15 protein-coding genes are annotated in these 22,513 nt (G+C 41.8%); 11 read left to right on the top strand and 4 right to left on the bottom strand.

Going from position 1 to position 22,513, the window contains the following annotated elements; translation table 11 throughout:
- Positions 1-11 precede the first annotated feature (11 nt).
- The 5 genes from AC3FZD_RS06875 to AC3FZD_RS06855 all read left to right on the top strand — a co-directional run bounded on the left by AC3FZD_RS06875 (position 12) and on the right by AC3FZD_RS06855 (position 8,499).
- Positions 12-1,994, top strand: a complete 1,983-nt coding sequence (locus AC3FZD_RS06875; RefSeq protein WP_488739414.1) for a glycoside hydrolase family 57 — start codon at positions 12-14, stop codon at positions 1,992-1,994.
- A 115-nt stretch (positions 1,995-2,109) separates the two neighbouring features.
- The gene (locus tag AC3FZD_RS06870; protein ID WP_488739413.1) at positions 2,110-3,507 is read left to right on the top strand and encodes an ABC transporter substrate-binding protein; all 1,398 of its coding nucleotides are present in this window, start codon (positions 2,110-2,112) and stop codon (positions 3,505-3,507) included.
- A 54-nt stretch (positions 3,508-3,561) separates the two neighbouring features.
- The gene (locus tag AC3FZD_RS06865) at positions 3,562-6,738 is read left to right on the top strand and encodes an ATP-binding protein (protein WP_488739412.1); all 3,177 of its coding nucleotides are present in this window, start codon (positions 3,562-3,564) and stop codon (positions 6,736-6,738) included.
- The gene (locus AC3FZD_RS06860; RefSeq protein ID WP_488739411.1) at positions 6,710-8,119 is read left to right on the top strand and encodes an adenylate/guanylate cyclase domain-containing protein; all 1,410 of its coding nucleotides are present in this window, start codon (positions 6,710-6,712) and stop codon (positions 8,117-8,119) included. Before AC3FZD_RS06865 ends, AC3FZD_RS06860 begins: the two co-directional genes overlap by 29 nt.
- A 2-nt stretch (positions 8,120-8,121) precedes the next feature.
- The gene (locus AC3FZD_RS06855) at positions 8,122-8,499 is read left to right on the top strand and encodes a response regulator transcription factor (protein WP_488739410.1); all 378 of its coding nucleotides are present in this window, start codon (positions 8,122-8,124) and stop codon (positions 8,497-8,499) included.
- A 15-nt stretch (positions 8,500-8,514) separates the two neighbouring features.
- On the opposite strand, the gene AC3FZD_RS06850 is transcribed toward AC3FZD_RS06855, so the two are convergent.
- From AC3FZD_RS06850 to AC3FZD_RS06840, 3 genes are all read right to left on the bottom strand, one after another.
- Positions 8,515-9,108 carry a MiaE family protein gene (locus AC3FZD_RS06850; protein ID WP_488739409.1) on the bottom strand — a complete coding sequence of 198 codons (594 nt, stop codon included), beginning with the start codon at positions 9,106-9,108 and terminating at the stop codon, positions 8,515-8,517.
- A 76-nt stretch (positions 9,109-9,184) separates the two neighbouring features.
- Positions 9,185-10,450 carry an aspartate aminotransferase family protein gene (locus tag AC3FZD_RS06845; RefSeq protein WP_488739408.1) on the bottom strand — a complete coding sequence of 422 codons (1,266 nt, stop codon included), beginning with the start codon at positions 10,448-10,450 and terminating at the stop codon, positions 9,185-9,187.
- Between the two features lie 156 nt (positions 10,451-10,606).
- Positions 10,607-11,668, bottom strand: coding sequence for a glycerate kinase (locus AC3FZD_RS06840; RefSeq protein WP_488739407.1), 1,062 nt, complete (start codon positions 11,666-11,668; stop codon positions 10,607-10,609).
- Positions 11,669-11,890: 222 nt separating this feature from the next.
- Between AC3FZD_RS06840 and AC3FZD_RS06835 the strand changes: the two genes are divergently transcribed.
- The 6 genes from AC3FZD_RS06835 (at position 11,891) to AC3FZD_RS06810 (ending at position 21,159) form a co-directional block, all read left to right on the top strand.
- The gene (locus AC3FZD_RS06835) at positions 11,891-13,513 is read left to right on the top strand and encodes a DUF6200 domain-containing protein (protein WP_488739406.1); all 1,623 of its coding nucleotides are present in this window, start codon (positions 11,891-11,893) and stop codon (positions 13,511-13,513) included.
- Positions 13,514-13,670: 157 nt separating this feature from the next.
- Positions 13,671-13,955 carry a DUF6312 domain-containing protein gene (locus tag AC3FZD_RS06830; protein ID WP_488739405.1) on the top strand — a complete coding sequence of 95 codons (285 nt, stop codon included), beginning with the start codon at positions 13,671-13,673 and terminating at the stop codon, positions 13,953-13,955.
- A 107-nt stretch (positions 13,956-14,062) separates the two neighbouring features.
- Positions 14,063-14,266: a DUF6200 domain-containing protein gene (locus AC3FZD_RS06825; RefSeq protein WP_488739404.1), complete on the top strand. Its 204-nt coding sequence runs from the start codon at positions 14,063-14,065 to the stop codon at positions 14,264-14,266.
- 149 nt (positions 14,267-14,415) lie between these two features.
- The gene (locus tag AC3FZD_RS06820) at positions 14,416-16,197 is read left to right on the top strand and encodes an ABC1 kinase family protein (protein WP_488739403.1); all 1,782 of its coding nucleotides are present in this window, start codon (positions 14,416-14,418) and stop codon (positions 16,195-16,197) included.
- Positions 16,198-16,284: 87 nt separating this feature from the next.
- Positions 16,285-20,133 carry a LamG-like jellyroll fold domain-containing protein gene (locus AC3FZD_RS06815; RefSeq protein WP_488739402.1) on the top strand — a complete coding sequence of 1,283 codons (3,849 nt, stop codon included), beginning with the start codon at positions 16,285-16,287 and terminating at the stop codon, positions 20,131-20,133.
- 96 nt (positions 20,134-20,229) lie between these two features.
- Positions 20,230-21,159: a LamG domain-containing protein gene (locus tag AC3FZD_RS06810; protein ID WP_488739401.1), complete on the top strand. Its 930-nt coding sequence runs from the start codon at positions 20,230-20,232 to the stop codon at positions 21,157-21,159.
- 42 nt (positions 21,160-21,201) lie between these two features.
- On the opposite strand, the gene AC3FZD_RS06805 is transcribed toward AC3FZD_RS06810, so the two are convergent.
- A complete protein-coding gene (locus AC3FZD_RS06805) occupies positions 21,202-22,362 on the bottom strand; it encodes a glycosyltransferase family 4 protein (protein WP_488739400.1) in 1,161 nt (386 codons plus the stop codon).
- Positions 22,363-22,513: the final 151 nt, after the last annotated feature.

The raw sequence follows: 22,513 nt of genomic DNA, 5'->3' as shown, positions 1-22,513 counted from the left end.
TCTCACTCACGATGCTTTTTCATCTCAATTTTGCTTTTTCATCCATTGAAATAGACCAGCGTCCTAGAGTTTTGAAACAGTGCTATTGGCCGATCTTAAGATTAGCATCTGAACTCAATATCCCTTTAGCTATTGAAGCCACTGGTTATACCCTAGAAGTAGCGTCTGAACTCAATCCTAAATGGCTGGATGAATTGCGGGATTTAATTGCTCAAGGCAAGTGTGAATTTATCGGCAGTGGATATGCACAAATTGTTGGGCCGATTGTACCCTCAGAAGTCAATACAGCTAATCTCTATTGGGGGCACAAAGTCTATGAAGAGTTATTAGGAATTCATCCCAAAATTGCCTTAGTCAATGAACAAGCCTATTCTGCTAGTTTAGTCTCTCATTATTTAAAAGCAGGATATCAAGGGATAGTCATGGAATGGAATAATCCTTATCAGTATCATCGAGAATGGAATTCTGAATGGCGTTATTATCCCCAATATGCTTGTGGACAAAAAGGAGAAAAAATTCCAGTGATTTGGAATGATTCAGTTGCTTTTCAAAAATTCCAACATTATATTTATGGAGAATTAGATAAAGATGAATATATCAATGAATATATCAAAACTCATCTAGCTAAAAATGATAGATGCTTGATGTTATATGGAAATGATGCAGAAGTCTTTAACTTTCGTCCGGGTAGGTACGGAACGGAAGCCAGGCTTGAATCAGATGAATGGCAAACGATCTATGATTTATTGAAAAATTTACAAGAGGATAGTCAATTTAAGTTTATTCCTCTAACCGATCTATTAGAGAGGTTATCATCACCTTTTGCCGGTCACCATCTGTCATTAGAGTCTTCAGAAGATCCCATTCCGGTGAAGAAACAACGGAAATATAATGTGACTCGCTGGGCAGTTACAGGTACAGATTTAGAAATTAATAGCCAATGTTGGTCTATTTATCAGGATCTCAAAGATCGGGTCAGTTATGCCGATCCGCTTTGGCAGGAGTTATGTTACTTATGGGGAAGTGATTTTCGCACTCATATTACCGCTAAACGTTTGGCTGAACATCAAGAACAGTTAAGATCTCTAGCGAATAGATTAGGAGTGGTTTTTGCTCATCCTAGATTGAAGTCTGGAAATCCTGATATCTCTTTACCTCCTCAGCTAAAAACAGAGCGCTTAAATCAGTGGTTAACGTTAGAAACAGAGAAAATTAAACTCCGACTTAATTGCGATCGCGGGCTATGTATCGATCGATTATGGTTTAAGGAAGTCTCGCCTCGCTGGTTATGCGGTAGTTTACACCATGGATATTATGATGATATTGATTGGGTGGATCATCATTTTTGCGGTCATTTAGTCTTTCAGCCTCCGGGAAGTCCCTGCATTGATGATTTACAACGGGTCGATCCGGCGATCCACTTCGATTCAGATGAGGAAAAAGTGTGGGTTACTGGTCGAGTCAATACTCCTTTAGGATCGATCCAAAAACAAGTCGGGATTGGGATGAATTTTGCTCAAGTCGATTTAGGTTATGAATTGGATTTTTCTAAAACTGTTATGGGTTATTTGCGCTGTGGATATGTGCTGTTTAATCCCCAGGCATTTGACTTAAAAACTTTGTTTTTTGCCACTCACAATGGTGGAGAAGATCTAGAAAAATTCCCTTTAGATTATAAGTCTTTCGATCACCATAGAAGCGTTTCTTCAATGGTTTCTTCTATGTGTGGTCTAGGGGTAACGGAGGGAAAAGTGATTATAGGCGATTATTGCCACCAGATTCAGATCGGTATGGATAAGGCAGAAGCCGCATTGTTGGGGATGGTCAAGGCTCAACTGATTGGCCAAAGTTATTTTCTCCAACTCGCTTTTTCAGCTAGAGAAGTGGATGAAACCGCAAAACAAGATCTATTTGATATTGTTGATCCTCAAAAGAGTTTATCCGTTTATCGCTTATCAATTACAGCCCAAGCTCAATCCTCAATTTTAGCGTAGGCTTAGTATAAATAATATCAATAATTCTCCATAAACTGGAAATTAGCTATGGAGAGACGATCGACCGTTTTAAAGGGAGCATGATACGCTATGATGGCATCAATCTTGCCTATGCATGAGTAGTGTTGGATATCAAATTATGAAACGGCGGCAGTTTACAAATTTATCTCTCTTTTTACTAGGTCTGACTTTGGCTAACTGTGGGCAAAGGCCAGATGCTGAGACGACCATTACAAGCAGTGGTGGTGATAGTGTTCGGATTTGGTGGAGTCAGGGATTTTATCCAGAGGAAACGGAGGCTATTCGTCGGTTAGTGCAGCAATGGGAGGAAGATAGTGGGTTACCGGTGGAACTGACTCTTTATAGTGAAGGAGACATTCTTCAAGAGGCTGAACGGGCGATCGCTGCTGGTAATCCTCCCGATATTTTGTATAGTCATGATGCAGATTTAACATTTATTCCTCAACTCGCTTGGAAGAATCAGTTAGCTGATGTTTCCGATGTGATTGAAGTAGCTGAATCTTTATATACTCCGACCGTTTTGAATGCTGTTAAATACTTAAATCAAACAACGGGAGAACGGAGTTATTATTCTGCACCCATTACTCAAACCACTAATCATATCCATTATTGGCAACCTTTGCTCTCTTCCATTGGTGCAGGGGAAGAAGCAATTCCTAAAGATTGGGATCGATTTTGGCAGTTTTGGGAATCAGCACAAGCCCCCATACGGGATCAAGGGCAAAGTGATTTTTATAGTATGGGGTTACCCATGTCTGCTTCAGCCTCAGATACCTTTTTTGTATTCGAGCAGTTTTTGGCCGCTTTTGATGTCGAAGTTATCAATCAAGCGGGAGACTTACAAGTAGACAAGCCCCAGATGCGCGAAGCCATTGCCAAAACCCTAGATGCTTATACCCAGTTTTATAAACAAAAGTATGTTCCTCCTGAAGCGACTAACTGGGGAAATGCAGATAATAATGTAGCCTTTTTGAGTCGATCGACTTTAATGACGATTAATCCTACCCTGTCGATTCCTGGCTCACAACGACAAGATAAAGTGACGTATGATGAGCAACTGCTCACCACTGCTTGGCCGAATAAGCCGAATGGCGATCCGATGATATCAATGGTATCCATTAAGCAAGTTGTAATTTTTGAGTCTTCTAAGTACAAAGATGAAGCGAAGAAGTTTTTATCTTATTTGATCGAACCGGAAAATCTGAAACTCTATATTCAAGGGTCTCAAGGACGATTTTTCCCAGTTATGCCTCAATTATTGGAAGATCCATTTTGGCAAAATTCCAGCGATCCCCATATTTCAAAGGCTTCTGAACAGTTTTATCGGATTCGTCCCTTTGCACAAGCCTTGAATCCAGCTTATAGTGAGGTACAAAACCAAAATATTTGGGGGAAAGTAATTGCGGAAATGGTGAGTAAAGATTTGTCAGCTCAAGAGGCTACGGATCAGGCGATCGCACAAATTAAAGCCATTTTTCAGGATTGGCAGTAACTTTCCTAGTACATTAGGGTACATTGAATCCTAAGTTTCTTTGAGGCAAGTCTGATGCTCAAGTTTCTCCGAAAAAGTCTCCTGTCTCAATTAGTGACCTCTTTTTCGCTCTTGTCCTTAGTCACAGTTAGTCTAGTGGCGATCGCTGCCTATGTGAGGGCTAGGGATTCTTTGAGAGACTCAGTATATAATCGCTTGCAAGTGGCGACTTCACTCAAAGAATATCAACTGGATGATTGGGTGAAAACCCAGTATCAAGATGTGCTATTATTGGCTAAATCTCCTATTCTTCTCAGCCAAGGACAATATTTACTCCGTTCAACTTCTGAGAATTCCATCCTCACCGCCAATTCAGATCCCATAAATGTGATCGTTGCCCAAGAGCAGCTAAAAAATTTGGGATATTATCAAGGTGCGATCGACGGTATTTATGGCGCTACCACGGAAGCAGCGATCGCCCAGTTTCAGATGGATCAAAACCTAGATCCCGATACTCCCTTAACGTTAAAAACTCTAAATACCTTAATTGCCTATGACAGTATTTCTGAAGAATTGGCAAAATTTTCCCAAGTTAAACCCAGTTTAAAAGAAATTTCTCTGCTAACAACAGGAGGTATTGTCGCCTTATCTACCAATAAAACTAAGGAGAAAACCTATCAACCATTAGGGACAACCACAACCTATTTTACTGAAGATCAATCGACAACAGTAGTCCCTACCTTTTATACTTCTGCCATTACTCGAAAATCAGCCATTACTTTTGCGACCCCTATCCTGGATGAATCCGGTCAACGTCTTGGAGTCTTGGCCGTAGATCTCGATCTACAAGGAATTGATGATATCATTCGCGAAAAAACTGGCTTAGGTGAAACGGGTGAAACCTATCTAATTGGCCGTTTAGGCAATCGCAATGTTTTTATTTCCCAGCAAGGAACTGAAGCAGAAAAACAAGAGAGTGGAGACTCGGAGAATCCAGAGAAATTGACAGAAGTCAATAGCTTTGGAATTCAACAAGCAACTGAAGGAATTGATGGGGTAGGGCTTTACAAAAATTATAAGGGAATTCCGGTGATTGGAGCCTATGTTTGGATGGCGAACCAAAATTTAGCCTTATTAGCAGAAATGAGTCAAGCAGAAGCATTTGCTCCTGCCCAAAGACTGTTGAAGGAGATTTTGCAAATTGGGTTAAGTGCAGCTTTATTTTTACTGATTATTATTTATCTCATTTCTCGTCGGATCACTCAACCCATTCTGGGAATTACGGAAACAGCAATTCAAGTCAGTGGTGGCAATCTGCTATCCCAAGCCCCTGTGCTGACTGAGGATGAGATTGGGACTTTAGCACAAGCCTTTAATCAGATGATTAGCCAGCTTCAAGAATCAAAAAATGATTTAGAAAATCAAGTCGCATCAGCTACCAAATCTCTACAAGATACTTTAGCTAATTTAACAGCAATTATTGATAATATTGCTGATGGATTACTGGTGACAGATACAGAAGGAATGATCGCTCAAACTAACCAAGCTTTGTTTAAGTTGTTTGGCTTAGAACCCAGTGTTTTAGTTGACAAAAAGAATGAGAATTTTTTTGGAGAAAAATTCACTGAATTGGGTTTAAAAGTAAAGGAAAATCCCGAAAAAACATTCGACTCAGAAATTCATTTACCGGACAACCGGATTGGAAAAATTGTCGCTACGGGTATCTCTAAAAGTGATGTGCAATTGGGGAAACAATTTATAGGTTGTGTTTTTTTAGTTAGGGATATTACGGCAGATAAGGAAGTAGATCGGATGAAAACCGAGTTTATTTCTACAGTTTCTCATGAACTGCGAACCCCTTTAACTTCGGTCTTAGGGTTTGCCAAACTGATTAAGAAAAAACTAGAAGAAGTCCTCTTACCTAGGGTTGATATCACGGATAAGAAGGTGGAACGAGCGGTTCATCAAGTCAGGAGTAACTTAGATATTATAGTTTCTGAGGGATTCCGCTTAACGGCTTTAATTAATGATGTTTTAGATTTAGCCAAGATGGAAGCCGGTAAAGTGGATTGGAAGGATCAACCGGTGGCGATTGCTCAAGTGATTGAACGAGCGACGGTAGCAACTACCTCGTTATTTAGTCAGAATCAAGTGGAATTAGGGGTTGAAATTGAAGATAATCTACCGATTATTCGTGGTGATGAAGATAAATTAATGCAGGTGGTAATTAATTTAGTGTCTAATGCGGTTAAGTTTACCGATCGAGGAACAGTAACTTGTAAAGCACAAAAACAAGGTGAAACTGTAGTTGTGAAAGTAATTGATACAGGTATTGGGATTGAACAAGAGGATTTGCCGAAAGTTTTTGAGAAGTTCAAGCAAGTAGGGGATACCATGATTAATAAGCCCAAAGGAACTGGGCTAGGATTACCCATTTGTAAGGAAATTATTGAACATCATGGTGGCCATATTTGGGTAGAAAGTGAGGTAGGTGTGGGGAGTACGTTTGCTTTTTGGTTACCGATATCAGAAAGCCATGAGGATATGGGATGGAATCAGTTAGTGCAAAAATTAACTGATTATCAACAGGATAATAAGGCTAATGGGGAACAAAAACAACGAGTGATTTTGGTAGTTGATGATGATGTGAATATTCGGGAGTTACTGAGGCAGCACTTGGATGTGAAAGGGTATGAAGTGCGACAAGCGGCAAATGGAAAGGAGGCAATCGCCCAAATTAAACAGGAAAAACCGGATTTAGTGGTTTTAGATGTAATGATGCCAGAGTTAAATGGGTTTGATGTCGCTGCTATTCTCAAGAACGATCCAGAAACCATGCATATTCCCATTCTGATGATTTCGGGTGACGATCGCTCAGAAAGAGGTTATCGTGTTGGTGTAGATCATTATCTCACTAAGCCCATCAATTCAGAACAATTTTTACAGAGGGTGCAGACTCTGCTTGATCAAAAATACTCATCTAAACGAGTTTTAGTCTTCGATCAACAATCTTCAAGTGCAGAAACTTTAGCGGAACTCCTCCAATCTCAAGGGTATCAAATGACGGTAGTTGATATGGATAAAGCATTATTAGCTGCTAATCCTGATTTAGTCATTACTCATGTGAATATGTCTAATGCATCTAGGTTGGTCAAAACGTTAAACTTTCAAAAGGATAATGATCAAGTGATTGTTTTATTATTAGAGAATCCCCCTATGCAGAATGAAAATCACCCTAAAGTCATTAATTAATAAATCCACCACTAAAATCTTGATTCAAGAGTGGCTCGATCTATTTCCAGGAAGAGTAGGTGTTTTTGATATAAACAAGACATTGTTGATCGGTAATTCCACTCCTTTGTTCCCTCAAGAATATGCTATTAAAGCTGAGGGAGAAGTCATTGGATGGGTGTATGGAGATCAAGGAAGTTCTGCTGTAAGCACTTTATTAAATTATTTGGTTAATCAGGCTCTTTCTCAAAAAGCTTTAGTCAATGAAACTCTAGAACGGTACAAAGAAATTAATCTGTTATATCGTATTTCTGAGGAGATGAGTGCTTGCTTAGATATGGGGGTGATTGCTGAGTTGGTACTCAAAGAAGCACGAGATATTATTGAATCTACCCAGGGAGAATTGTTGTTAGTTGATCCAGAAAATGGAGAGCTTAAAACTCTAGCTCAATTTGGAGATTTTTCTGAGCAAGTTGCAAATTCAACAAGGCTTAATGGGATTATTGGTCATATTTTATCTACAGGAATTGCTGAAGTTATTAATGACGTAGATAATGATCGACGATTAACTGATACAGAACGCTTTAATCGGGCCTTGATTTGTTCTCCCCTCAAAAGTCGGCATGACTCGTTTGGGGTGATTTGGCTGGGTCATTCTGAACCCATTAATTATCGAGCCGCAGACTTAAAGTTACTAACTGCATTAGCTTCTCAAACGGCTAATGCGATGGAAAATGCTCGCTTGCATAATTACCAGTTGCAAGAGGAACGGATCAAAAGTAATTTAGAGCGGTATATGTCTCCACAGTTGGTGAAAGCTATTATTGATAATAAGGAAGAAAGCTTATTGCAAACGGGCAAAAAAAATCTGGTGATTTTATTTTCTGATATTCGCAATTTTACGGCTCAGTGTGAAATGTTAGAACCGGAAACAATGGTGGAATATTTAAATATATATTTCACCCATATGGTGGATGTTATTTTTAGCTATGGCGGGACGGTAAATAAGTTTGTGGGGGATATGATTGTCTGTATGTTTGGCGCACCTGCTCCGTTAGAAGAGAGTGAAAAAAAAGCGATTCAAACGGCGATCGCCATGCAGCGATGTTTGCAATCTATACCTGTTCCTTGGATTCGGGATAATTTCCAAACGGGTATCGGTATTAGCTCTGGTGAGGTTGTCGTTGGCAATATCGGCGCTCGTCAGCATGTGGATTATACAGCGATTGGGGATAAAGTGAATACGGCATCAAGGTTACAGGCGATCGCCAAAGGAGGACAAATTTTAGTGGATCGAACCATTTACGATCGCACAGTTGACCACTTTAGTTTTAAGGAGGTAGGATTAGTGAATGTTAAAGGAAAAACCCAGACTATAGAAGTTTTTGAGGTCTTATATTAGTCATGAAGAAAAGAGTTTTAATTGTGGATGATGAAAATCATATCAGAATGCTGCTAGAGCAAACCTTGGAAGAGCTAGAAGATGATGGTGTAGAGCTGTTATTGGCTGGTGATGGTGAAACAGCCCTAAATTTGATTAAAGAAGAACATCCTGATTTGGTCTTTTTAGATGTGATGATGCCTAAAATCAATGGATTTGATGTTTGTCATGAAGTTAAAAATACACTCAATTTAAATCACATATATATCATTATGTTGACGGCTAAAGGTCAAGAGTTTGATAAGAAGAAAGGGGAAGAAGTGGGGGCTAACCTATACATGACAAAACCGTTTGATCCAGATGAGCTATTGGAAAAAGCGAGGGAGATTTTAGACCTATAACTATCAACTCATTTTCTAACTGTGAATTCGGGGTTCTGAATGTAAGCTAGAGAGTAAATCACTTTCAACTTGAGCTAGAATGATTAGGCGCTCTTGGACGATCGCTGATTCAAAATAGGTGGTGGCTAAGATCCAGTAGACCCCATAATGGCGAGCTTCTGAAGCCATTAAACCCCGATAAAATTGGGCGAGTTCTCGATGAGGAAGATGATTGGCTAACAGTCCGAGACGCTCGTGGGAACGGGCTTCAATGAGGGCAGAAATCAACAGAGAGTCAAGCATTCGTTGGGGTTCAGAGGGGCGAATTTGGGCTTTTAATCCGGCAGCATAGGGAGCAGCAGACAGGGGAGCCAGGGGAATATTGAGGCGCTCTAACCATTGATTGACTTGTTCAAAGTGTTCGAGTTCTTCGCGGGCGATCGCCGTTAGTTTCCTCACCAACTCCTGACTGGAGGGATAGCGGAACATGAGGTTGAGAGCGACTCCGGCTGCTTTGCGCTCGCAGTGAGAATGGTCTAGGAGGATGGTATTCAGGTTGGCGATCGCCTGTTCTACCCAAGCTTCAGATGTGGGTTGTTGCAGAAATTTAATTTTTGGTAGTTCTTCCATAAGCACTGATAGGATTTTTTCTTAAACTTGCTATCATCAGGGGCGAAGAGTCCTTCGCCCCTACAGGTGATTGGGTTTAGGCAAGGCTGGCGATCGCCTTTTCCACCTCCGCCACTGCCCGATCCACTTCCTCCGCAGACACAATTAACGGAGGCACAAACCGCACCACCTTGGGCCCTGCGGGAACCAATAACACCCCTTGTTCCATGGCTGTTTTGACAATTTCAATGGAGGTTAACGGAGTCTCTGGTTGCAGTTCCATACCATTAATTAAGCCCCATCCGCGCACATCGGCAATGAGTTGGGGATATTTAGCCGCGATCGCCCGCAAGCCTTTCCGTAGTTGCTCGCCCCGCTCTTGTACATTTTGAAGCAACCGATCTTGCTCTACCGTTTGGCAAACCGTCAGCGCTGCCGCACAAGCAAAGGGGTTACCGCCAAACGTACTGGCATGATTTCCGGGTTCAAACACATCACAGAACTGCTTACAGAGCAGCGCACCAATGGGAATACCCCCCGCTAACCCCTTGGCTGAGGTAAAGATATCCGGTTCAATGCCCAAATTCTCGTAGCCCCAGAGTTTCCCGGTGCGTCCCATCCCCACTTGCACCTCATCCAGGATCAGTAAAATTCCGGTGCGATCGCACAACTGACGCAAGCGCAGGAAATACTCCAATTCTCCCGGACGCACGCCGCCTTCACCCTGTAAGGGTTCGAGCAAAATAGCCGCTACGCGCCGTTCTGAGCTATCCAAGGAGGCGATCACCTCTTTGATAGCTTCAAAATCGTTATAGGGCACATAGGCAAAGCCAGGAACCAGGGGACTAAACCCTTGTTGATATTTAGCTTGGCCAGTTGCCGTAACCGTGGCTAAGGTGCGACCATGGAAACTCGCTTTTGCCGTCAGGATTACTGGGTCTTCAATGTTCAGTACCGTATGGGCATATTTGCGGGCCAATTTAATCGCCCCTTCATTAGCTTCTGCCCCAGAATTACAGAAAAAAGCGCGATCGGCACAGGAATGCTCGACTAACCATTTCGCTAACGCCCCCTGTTCTTCGATATAATACAGATTCGACACATGATGGAGCTTGCTAATTTGTTTCGTGACCGTTTCTACCAAAGCGGGATGGGCATGACCTAAAGTACAAGTGGCAATTCCAGCCACAAAATCCAAGTATTCGCGACCTTGAGTATCCCAAACCAGGCAACCTTTTCCTTGTTTGAGGGCGATCGGAAACCGCCCATAAGTAGACATCACATACTGGTTAAACTCCGATGGATCGTAAGCCATTTCTGTAACTGGGGGCGCATCGGTCGGGGTTAAAGTTTCTGGACTCACAGTTGTTGCCTCTAGATCAAAAAAAATACAGGATCATTAGGGAACCCTCTGTCACTTCAGTTCCCTACCGCCAATCCCAAATATTTTATCTTAGCGTTGAAATTCCCACCCCTGTCGGATCTGTCAGTTTTTCTTGACACCCACTTGAGTTCACGATCATTTAAGATTTTCTCCATTTCCCATCGGTTGATAAATTCGACCCACAGAATGATCCCGATTAATTTCCACCACTAAATCCGTTAAGTCTGGATTCTGGGTCAGAGGTACAATAAACAACTCAGGATGTAAACTCCGCCAAAAATAATCCACAAAATCACTAATTTCCCATTTACTCATCCCCCCTTTCCCGGTTGCCATCCTTTCTTGTTCTGCTTCCCATCGCCAATCTTTAGACCAATGATAATCTGTTGGTGATAAAATAATAAGTTGATCTAAACAATCCCAGAGAGGTAAGTACTCACATAACCGTTTATTCATCTCTTGAGCAAATTGCCGATCCTCTTCAGTATCAATGGGAGCAGGTGAAAAATTAAACCGATCCGGATCAATCGGTTGTACTCCAACAAACCACCCTTCAAAAAAGACAATATCCGCATGAGCAATCAGTTCTGGCTCTGTCCTATCTCCCTCTCCCTCATAAGCCGATTTATCAAACCGGGGAAATTCTACCGGATACTGACCCCGACGACACCGTTGCAACACCTCAATTCCTAACTCAACCTCATGGGTTCCCGGAGGCCCCCGACGAATGAAACGAGGATCTTGAGTCTTGAGAATTTGACGCTCTCTATAGGTTTTATATAAATCATCCAAGGATAAACTCGCTGATATATAGCCCAATTTTGCTAGAATCAACTTTAAGACAACCCCTAGCGTCGTCTTACCAGTTCCCTGACCCCCTAGAACGCCTTGAATCAGAGGTCGCCCAAGCTGTTTTTGCGATTCCCCTAAACTCAGTGCCAAAGGTAACCAAAAATTCTCTAGAGTTTGGTACACCTTTTCTGGACAAGCACTCGGTAAAACTTGTAAAACCTCTAGCCCTAATTCCTTGAAAACCTGAGCTTTGGGATCTCGTTGGTATTTTTGTGTTTCTAGAGTAAAATTAGAACCAAAGATCTCTTCCCTATCCTCTGGCTCTAAACTTTTAAGCCACACATTTTTATCCTTGGTCTGCTTGTTTTTACTCAAAACATACTTAAAACATATATCCTTATCCATAAGGGTTGATAAAGTATTGATGGTTACAGTTTTGTGATTTTCCTCAAAAACTCTTGACTCTAGGTCAGCGATCGGCTATTCTCCAATCGGAATCCAAGATTAACTAATAACTGCTGAAAGCTCATACTGAAAATCAGTTCAGTCTATGGCTATAATTATGATTACATAAAACTATAATCATAAAGTTTAGCCCATTAATCAACCCCTTCATGAGGTAACACAATGTCAGGTCAATACGATTGGCAGCAAAAAGTTCTTTCCCTAATCTGGCTTACCTATTGTCTTTCTATTCCCAAAACCTATTTTGGATCTCAAGAATATTTACAGACCTTTGCCACTAAAGCCATCAAAGCCAATTTTGCTGATGCCCAAATTCGCAATCTGATTGGGATTTGGCAACTAACCTGGGGATGTGCCATTTATCAAAACAACACCAAAATATCCTCGTCTAATGTAAATGACCACACCATGTATGTGGCTAAAAACATAGACAACACAGAGATCGACCAATATGTAATTGCTCTCGCAGGAACTAATCCATTTTCTTTGCAAAACATCTTGATGGAAGATGTTAACGTAGGGCAAGCTACACCATGGAATGCTGGTCAGCCCTGGAAGAGTACAGAAATTATAAAACAAGACAATGGTCAACTCGCTATTTCTGCTGGAATGTCTAGAGCCTTAAGAGACTTAGTAACCAATATGTGGGATAAAGATCTCTTACTGCTAGATTATCTGAAACAAGTGATAACCCAGGCAACTAAACCGGTTGAAATTACCGTTGCTGGTCATAGTTTAGCGGGAGCAATGGCCCCATGTCTTGGACTTCTGTTAGTAGACCGTCAAGCCGAATGGGATGAGAAAAAAACAGCAACGGTAAAAGTGGTTTCTTTAGCAGGTTTTTCTCCAGGAAATGAAGCCTTTGCCAATTATTACAATGGGACTCTAGGGGATAAAACTGACCGACTTTGGAACCAGATTGATGTAGTCCCCAATGTCTGGGAAATCGAGGGGATGAGAAAAATTCCAGGAATCTATGAGCCTAACCTACCCTCAAATGTGGCCATTGAAGTCGCATTTAAGGGACTAGAAGCATTTAGCCAAGCTCAGAACTATACTCACATTAAGCGCTCAGTACCTGGTTTCCCTAGTAAATTTAACCCTTCTTTTCAAATTGAGAATTTAGGTCGTGACTCTGACTTAAAAAATGTGGTCTTGGATATGTGTGTGGAGTTTGTTGCTTATCCCATAATCCTTGAAATCCAAGCCATCCCATTTTTGAGTGATAATATAGAGAGCAACCTCACTAAGCTAGTTGGAGCATTTCAAGAGGAACTTAAGGAAGTGCTTGATGATTTAATCAGTCAAGGTACGAATGTCGAAGATGCATTAAAAGAACGGTTGAGTTCAGTAATTGCTGAATTTACGGGTATAGATGTTAACTTATTTTTTATTCCTCTTTCGGATCAGTTGAACCAACTCCTTTCCCATGAGGAAATGGTTAACTTACTCAACTATATCTTGCAGTTACTCTACCACCATGTCTGGCGTTATACCGAATACTACGGATATACTGAATTAGACCGTAGGAGACAAGAAATCACGACTCAAGTAGCGGCTCAACTTGAACAAGAACAAGCTAAAGTTCAAACGGAAAACACCGTGATTGTCAACTATGGTAGTGCTAAAAAAGACGATATTGATGACCTGTTGCGTGGAGAAGGCAAGCTTCTGAAGGGCATTTCAGGTATAATGGAGCGACTGAAACAATCCGGACAAGTCAGCAAGAGCGCTCAACCCGTTATCTTCCTGGTTCAGAAGAAGAAAGATGATAATAAATTCTGATGCACAATCATCTTAGATCCGGATCTTGTTCGCACAAGTCAAGTTCAGGCTATTGCCAGAAAAGTTTTCAAATTTCCAAAAATGTGCTACAATATATGTGTGCAGGCAACCTTTAAGTACATCAAAAACTGTATTGTATTGACAGGAGTCAAAAGTTATGGCTGATAAAGCAAAAAGCGTAGTCGTTCTTGAGAGCGATGAAGACTTTGGTGGTGAAGCGCAAGTTCTCGAAGGGCGTGGTCCTAAAAAGAAAAAGAAAAAGAAACAACAAGACTTGAAAGGGCCAGAAAAAATGATTTTCAACATGGCCAAGCAATTCGACAAAGCGACCACTGAGTATCGTCGTCGCCATGAAGAGTCGAATGAAAAGAAAAAGAATGGATGGGTGAAAGACCTTGGAAAAAACTATACCAAGGCAGCGAGTAAGCTCTTAAAGATGTGATCTTCTGCCTCTTCAGTCAGCTATCTGAGCTGACTGAAATTGTTACTGTTTCTAAAGTTCTGTCTCAATACCCATAACCCTATCTCTAAATTGAGGAAAATAAACAGATGGTAGCACAAACAGCAAATACCATCATCCTTGAAATGCCTGGTGCGAAAAAGGATGATATCGAAGATTTAAAACGTGGAGAAGGCAAGCTCTTCAAGAAACTAGCAAAGACCATGGAAGATCTAAAAACCGCCGGTCAAGTTGAAGAAAATGCCCAACCAATTATTATTATTGTTCCCAAAAAACCAGACAACAAGTTTTAGTTTTTTGCTCATCTAAAAAGGGTTTTATACAACACTCTTTTTAGCCCAACTCAATTATTTCCGGTTAATAATCCACCCAAAAACTATGTTACTATAGCATTTGGGTGGATTATTAACTCCTGACCTAAGCAACTCTGCCCTTGTTAAGGATGGTTAAACGTAAAGATATTCCTACACCGCTAATTGAAGCTAAAAGTAAAAAAAAAGTGAAAGTCGTTGCTGAATTGCAACCACGCCGATTTTCTATCTATTACGTTCTCCGACGCTTTATAGTTTATTTTTTAGGCATACAAATCCGAAGTATTACTCAAAAACCTAATCCTCAAAAAACGGCCAATGATCTCCGGGAAATATTTGAAGAATTTGGTGGATTTTGGGTTAAAGCTGGACAAGTGCTGGCCTTAAGAACAGATTTATTTCCTCCTCTGGTTTGCGATGAGTTGCGCCGTTTACAGTTTGAAGCATTAGGTTTTCCGACCCAAGTTGTCCGAGCAACCATTGAAGAAGAACTGGGTCAACCAGTAGAAAAAGTATTTGAATACTTTGACGATCAGCCTCTTGCAGCCGCTTCTATTGCCCAAATTCATAAAGCAGTTCTAAGAAATGAACAAAAACCGGTAGTTGTGAAGATACAACGTCCAGGAATTAAAGAATCCTTTGAAAGAGATCTGAACTTAATTAAGGTTCTTGTTAATCTCTTAACTCGATTGAATATCGCCACTTTTTTACGATTAGATGAAGCCATTATAGAACTCGAAAAAACATTTCGGGAAGAATTGGATTACCGGTATGAGGCTTCTAATACTCGAAGAATGAGAAAGTCTCTTAAGGCACATAAGATATATGTCCCTAAAATTTATGATAAATATTCTAGGCGCAGAGTATTGGTAATGGAATTTATTGATGGTGTATTGATGTCTGACTATATCAAAGTATCTGAAAGCGATCCCGCTAAGGTTCGTCAATGGGAAGAAGAAAATAACATGGATACAGAAAAACTAGGCGAACAGTTATTTTTGTCATTATATCGGCAGATTTTTGAAGATAATTTATATCATGGTGATCTACATCCAGGGAATATCATATTACTCCGCAATAGTAAGTTTGCTTTAATTGATATGGGGAGCATTGGCAGATTAGATCGAGATTTGAGAGTTAAATACCTGAATTATATTAATGGGTTGGCAGAAGAAGACTTTGCTAAAGCGTCTGATTATTATATCCGGTTTGCCCTTGATGTTCCCAGAGTGAATATGCCCAGAGTGCGATCAGAAATGGCTCAAGGTATAGAAATATGGGCTGCTAAGGCACAGCTTAAAGGAATAGATTATAAAGAAAAATCTTTTGGTGGAGCAACAGAAGAGGTCTCTAAAGTACAAATCAAATATAAAACGCCTAGTAATTGGATCTTATTGAAGATTATTCGTTCGTTTACAACCTTAGATGGATCGCTACAGTATATTGTCCCTGATTTTGATATTTTCCAGTTAATTAATAAGTATAAAAAGCAAGCGGATCGAAGAGCGTTTAGAAAAAGCTTAGAACCGCAAGTGATCCGTGCATCTCTGAATCAACTCTTTACTATTGTTGATGAATACAACAATATAATCCTTCCTGAGCTACGGCAACGGACGACTCCCTTTGAATTAACCGCAGACCCCTATGCTTTAGCCCTAGCGGTCGTTTTTCGGTCGTCATCTTATGTAGTTGGATTTGTAGCCCTCTTTGTCTTGTATACTTTTCTATATCAATACCATTTTTCCCTGATTGAATGGATTCATAATGCAGCCATTGAGGAGCTTGTTCGTAATATTATGGTGATTCCCTATATTGGATGGGTAGCTATATTGATCGCAATGCTCTTGACGATTAGAATGTTGTCAGTGTGTGCTTCTATTCTAGAGCGTAAGGAATATGGGTTTTTCCCATAAGCATGAAGATGTTGTTGCTTGTTTTTACTGATGATTGTGTGTTTTTCTTGATTTCCATTGAAAACCGTTGAGGAGAATATTCCAGCGATGAGTAGCTTACAATATGTACTAACTTTCGACGGCACAGATGATTATATGTCTGTTCCTGACCGTCCCAGCTTACAAGTTTTATCCTATACCGTAGAAGTCTGGATTAAGCCCAATGGTAAACCGAGTGAAGAGTGGAAAGGCATTGTGGGTAAACCGGGTCGGAATTACCATATCTGGATTCATAATACTGGATATATACACCACCGCTTCCGTACGAATAAAAGCACCAATGCGGGCGCACCCAATACCCCTAATGGTTCTCTAAAATGGGATCAGTGGAATCATGTGGCCATTACGAATGATGGGACAACGGCTAAAACCTATATCAATGGAGATCTTCAAGCTGAAGGCCCTACAGGAGGAACCTTAATTGCTGATAAAACTCCTTTATATGTAGCTCGGGCTTTAGATGAAGCAGTTGGCCGTTATTTTAAGGGTCAAATGGCTGAGATGCGGATTTGGAATCAGGTACGATCGCCAGAAGAAATCAAAAGGTTCATGGGTCAGCGTCTCAACGGGAATGAACCTGGACTAGCAGCCTATTGGCCCCTCAATGAAGGGAATGGCACAACAGCAGGAGATAGAACAAGCAATGGTAACCAAGGCACAATTTATGGAGCCACTTGGACACAGGAAAATCTTGACTTTATTGCTCCAGGGGCAACTGACTTAAAGCCACAAAATACTCAATCAATTGCCAGCTTTAATGGCATAAACAACTACATAGAAGTTCCCTATAAAAAAGAACTCAATCCAGCTCAATTCACCCTATCCTGTTGGGTCAAAGTAGAAGGAGGACTAGGACAATGGCGATCGCCAGTAACCTGTCGCACCGCTCAAGGCAGCACAGCATTAGGCGGATACATCCTCTATGCAGGCAACAACAATAAATGGCAATTTTGGACAGGCAACGGGGGATGGGTTGGAGTCCATGGTGCAGATGTAGTTCTCAACACCTGGACTCATGTAGCTGCTACCTATGACGGCAGTACCATGAAACTTTACATCAACGGCGAACTTTCTGGTAAACCCGTCCCATCCAAAATCCTAATTAATACCCAGTATCCTCTGCGAATTGGTGCAGGAGTGACCGAAAGCAATCCGGGCGTTTTCTTCAATGGCAAAATCACGGAAGTACGCCTCTGGGATAGGGCCCGCTCCCAAGAAGAGATCCAGCAATCGATGCACTACAGACTCAGGGGAGATGAAGAAGGATTAGTCGCCTACTGGCCCCTAAACCAAGAGAGTGGTACAAGTGCAGAAGATAAGACCGGTAAAGGCAACCCTGGAACTCTTCAGGGAGCCACTTGGGCAACTTCCAGCTTAGAACTCTCTCCAGCGCCAACCCTAGAACCTGCACCAGCCGAACCCTCAGAAACTTCCTCAACACAGACAACTATTCTCACGTTTGATGGGGTCGATGACTATGTAGAAATCCCGACTAATCCAACCTTAGATGTAATTGACAACTTCACCATTGAAGCCTGGATTAAACCGGAAGTCTTAAGTAGGCGGATTATAGACAAAAATTTTGGCGGTCAAAGTGAAGGCTTTACCTTTGATACCTACCCGCAAAACCTGCGATTTATTAACAAAGGAATTATTCTTACCAGTCGTGGAACTTTAAAAACAGGGACTTGGCAGCATGTAGCAGTCACGTTTAAACAGGAAGCCAATGGAGCCAAACTCTATATCAATGGAGAACTAGATCAGACGGGTACTCCCAGTCAGGTAGGAACCGTGACTAAGCTGCCCGTGCGTTTAGGTTCACAAGCGGATGCTTTGGGCTATCTGTTCAAAGGAGAAATGGCAGAAGTGCGGATTTGGAATCGAGTCCGCTCTCCAGAGGAGATTAAAGCCAGCATGAATCAGCGCTTGGCTGGAGATGAAGAAGGGTTGACTGGGTATTGGCCTCTGAATGAAGGCACAGGAACAACCGCAGAGGATATGACGAGCAATACTAACCCAGGAAGAGTTCATGGAGGAACTTGGGGAAGTTCAGATTTAAGATTAACTTTGGCTGAGGAGGTCAGCTCAACGTCAGAGCTGGAAGAATCAGAACCCTCAGAAGAAAGGCTCTCTATCTCTTCGGATCTCATGTTTGATGGGGTCGATGACTCTGTGGAAGTGCCCACCTCTGAGTGGGAAGCGCCCACGTTTTCTGTAGAGATGTGGGCGAAAGCGAGTCAAAAGCAATCTAACTATGCGGGTGTGATGAGTACCTCCCATAACCCTTCGGAGAGTGGTTCATTCCAAATCGATGCCATGGGGGGATATTATCGGTTCTGCCACACAGATATTCAGGTTCGGATTGGTAAGGTGAATCAAGAATGGCAACATTTGGCCATCACCTATGATGGATCGACTGTAAAAACCTATCTGAATGGGGAAGAGCAATATGCAAAAGCGATTGATTCTATGCCCACCATTTTTAGAAATTATCGGTTGGGTAGAAATCGCAATGGGGATAAGTATTTTGCTGGTGAATTAAGTGATGTCCGGGTGTGGAATAGGGCGCTGACAGCTGAAGAAATTCAAGCGAAGATGGATAGCCGTTTGGCGGGTAATGAAGCGGGATTAGTGGCTTATTGGCTGTTCGATGAAGGTACGGGAGAGCAAGTCCCTGATAAAACGGGGAATAGTCAACCGGGTACAATTGATGGCGCAACTTGGCAACAAGATGCTGTGGAAATGAAACCAGCAATTGGGGAACCTGTGCCAATGGAGCCAGCAGCTCCGAAAGCAGAGGGGAATGGCCGATCAGTGTTGAGTTTTAATGGTGAAACTGACTACATTGAAACTGACTGTAAACTCAACTTCGGTACTGAACCCTTTACTCTGGAAGCTTGGGTATACAATACTGGAAAGTCGGGTACGATCCTCTCTTCACAGAGACAGGGGGTGAGTGCTTATCAATTCCGACTCGTTCAAGAGAAGAATGCGATCGCCTTTATGCTATCCGATCGCACCGGAAACGATCTCCTTTGGGATAGTCAACAGGGATATTTATTACAGTCAACCGTGGCTGAAAATAAATGGTCACATATTGCGGTCAAACGGATCGGAACTACCCATCAACTGTATGTAGATGGGAAACTGGCGAGTGAATGGGAAACGGATCGAGTCATTGATTGGCAAAATAGCACAGTTCCCTTGCGTATTGGCGCTCAGTGTCCTTATTCAGGAGATGGGGGAATCTTCTACTTCCAGGGTAAAGTGGCTGAGGTGCGGATCTGGAATCGAGAACGCTCGATAGAAGAAATCCAGACTCAAAAGAATTCTGAGTTAAGTGGACAAGAATCGGGATTATTGGGCTATTGGCCGCTCAATGAGGGTGATGCTCAAATGAGCGATAATGCTCCGTATCGCTGGCGCGATCGCACTGGAAACAGTACAGCCACCCTCTACGGAGGAACCTGGGAGCAGCAAGACTCGTATTTCCTGGAAGTTCCCTTAGTTGATGAAACTCAATCTCCATCTGGGGCGATCGTTCCTGCAACCTCTGCTAACGTTATACCCAAAGCCGATCAACCTGAAGATCTCAATTTAGATCTAGACTTTGACAAATCCGTAATGAGTATCACCATTTTGACCGATACGAATCATGTCGGAGGCAAACCCAAAACCATTTATGGAAAAGAGCAGAAGAAAAAGCGCAAGAAACGCAAAAAGCAAAACAAATATCTTTCTCCTCTGGAGAAGCTCGTGCGCGATGTTGCCAAACGGCAAGATAAAGCAACCCGCACCTACGTTGAACGGCATGAGCGCTCTAATCGCAAGAAAAAGAATGGTTGGATCAAGGATTTTGTCAAAAATACAGCTAAGAGTTGGGAACAACTGTTCTAATCCCTTTCTCTAAATCTTGAACTGTAATAAGGTAATAGGTAACAGATGCTTCTGTATCTGTTACTTTTTTCTAATTCTATTTGACAAACCTGTTTCATGACCGAAAATTTGGACTATCCTTACCCGACTGAAAGGATCTTAGACTTTGACGGTAAAGACGATTATATTGACTGCGGCAATGGCAGTGAGTTAAATTTTACCGAATCCATGGCGATCGAATTTTGGTTTAAACTGACAGACCCCAAAGAGGGAAGTCGGTATTACCTTCTCGGTCGAGGCGATCGTCAGTATAACTACAGCTATGGTTTACTGTACCAGAACTTAAAAGGAAATCATGAGCAAATCAAATTTTTATACTCAAAAGCCCCCGCAGTTTGGCAACCTGCGATGAGAATTGGCGATCGCCAATTTCATCATCTCGCCTTAGTCATCGATCGTCAGCAAGTTGAACTGTATATTGATGCTCAATCCCAAGGATCTCAATCCTTATCCGATCCCATCAACCCCCCTAGTGATGTACCCTTTCAAATTGGACGACTCTTTGGTAAAACCCGATTTAAAGGACAAATCGCAGATCTTCGGATTTGGAATAAACCCCGCACTCACCAAGAAATCACAACCCAATTTCAGCAACGTTTAACCGGCAAGGAACTTGGATTAGTCAGTTATTGGCCCCTGAATGAAGGTTCAGGGAATCAAAGCTACGATCGAACAGACAGCGGTAACCATGGACAGATTGAGGGGGCAACCTGGATCGTCCCTGATAGCTCCCAGTATACATCGATCTCCCCAGTCAAGATCCAGAAAAAAACAAAACCGAAGTTAAAATTAAACTCTGAATTAAAAATTGTCCGCGAAATCACTCAAATCACCCTCTTGAGGAGCAAGACAGATTTTGGTGGAGAACCCGAAATTATTTACAGTCGGAAAGCCAAGAAAAAGAAGAAGAAATCAGAGCAGAAGGAAACCATCAAATGGTTTCGGACTTTTTACAATGATTTGACTAAAACTCTGTCCAAGCTGTAGGGGGGAACGGCCGTTCTCCCCTACAAGATATCTTCACAGAATTTACTTAGAATGAGTTGATGCAGAAGGATTATCTAGAATTTTCATGATTTCTGAAGCAACCCTAGACCAACTGTAATTAATCTCACTTAAGTGTCTACCATTACGTCCCATATCTTCCGCTAAATCGAGATTGGATAAAAGGTAATTAATCGGTTGTGCAAAAGCATCAGGATTTTCGTAATCTGTAACCAGCAAGCCATTTTTTTCCGGAATAATCACTTCTGGATTTCCTCCCCGCACTGTGGTCAGAATACACAACCCCGTTGCCATAGCTTCATAATGAACCCGGGCCAACGGTTCTTGCCACTGAGATGCACAGACAAAAATATCACCTAAAAGGAAGTAATCTTGCACTTGGCCGGGTGAAATGAAGCCTGTTAAACGTACAGCATCACCCAATTGTTGCGCCTGTTCTTTTAGATCGCGGACATATTCGTTTTCTTCATTCTTACCATACCACTTACTTCCCACCAGTAATAGGACGGCAGAAGGATGTTTTTCCAGCACTTGAGGAAAGGCTTTGAGTAAGATATGCGGGCCTTTTTTATCCGTTAAACGACCGACACAAAGCACTACTTTTCTATCTTCTAGGTCGTTTTGGGCTAATAAGCTGGCCCGACGCTCTTGTACTCCTGATACCCATCGCGGTTGGAAGCGATTGAGGTCAACTCCCGCATAAACGGGTTTAAGTTTATGCTGGTAATCTGAAAATAATTCGGCAATTCCATCAGCAATAAATTGGCTGACAGTAACCACTACCTCCACTCGATCTAAACAGCGATGAGCGAGTTCAGGTGTGATTTTCTTAGCATGAAACATCTCATTATGCATACTCAAAAGAAAGCGACTTTGAGGTGCGGCATCAGCAATTAAGGGTAAATACTTGGGGCGGTTATACAAGATCACCCAATCAAAAGTTTCTTTAGCAACAAAGTTAGCAACTGCCTGATAATATGTATCGGAATCTCCCGGTGCATATCGTTCATATCGAATACCATCTCTGACTTCTCGTTCCGGTAAACTGGGATCGGTTACAGAAACAACAGTGATGTCATGTTCTTTACTCAAGTAAGGCAAAATACCGTCAATATAAGTTTGAATTGCCCCACCACGAACGCAAGGTACAGGTAATTTTTCTGTACAAACCAATACAATTTTCATGATCTTGCCAAATACTAATGTTTATGCTAGATTAGCCCTTGAACTTTCGGACTCAATCAAGTATCCACCTAATGGAAAAAGTCAAAGTATAGAAAAAAGAAAAGCACAAAGGGTTTAACCGAGTGTGTCCTTAAAACCATCCTTGATAACT

The organism is Roseofilum sp. KMC-1 (assembly GCF_057802075.1).
Note: the sequence above shows the minus strand (reverse complement) of the source record. Positions and strands in the feature narration are given on the sequence as shown.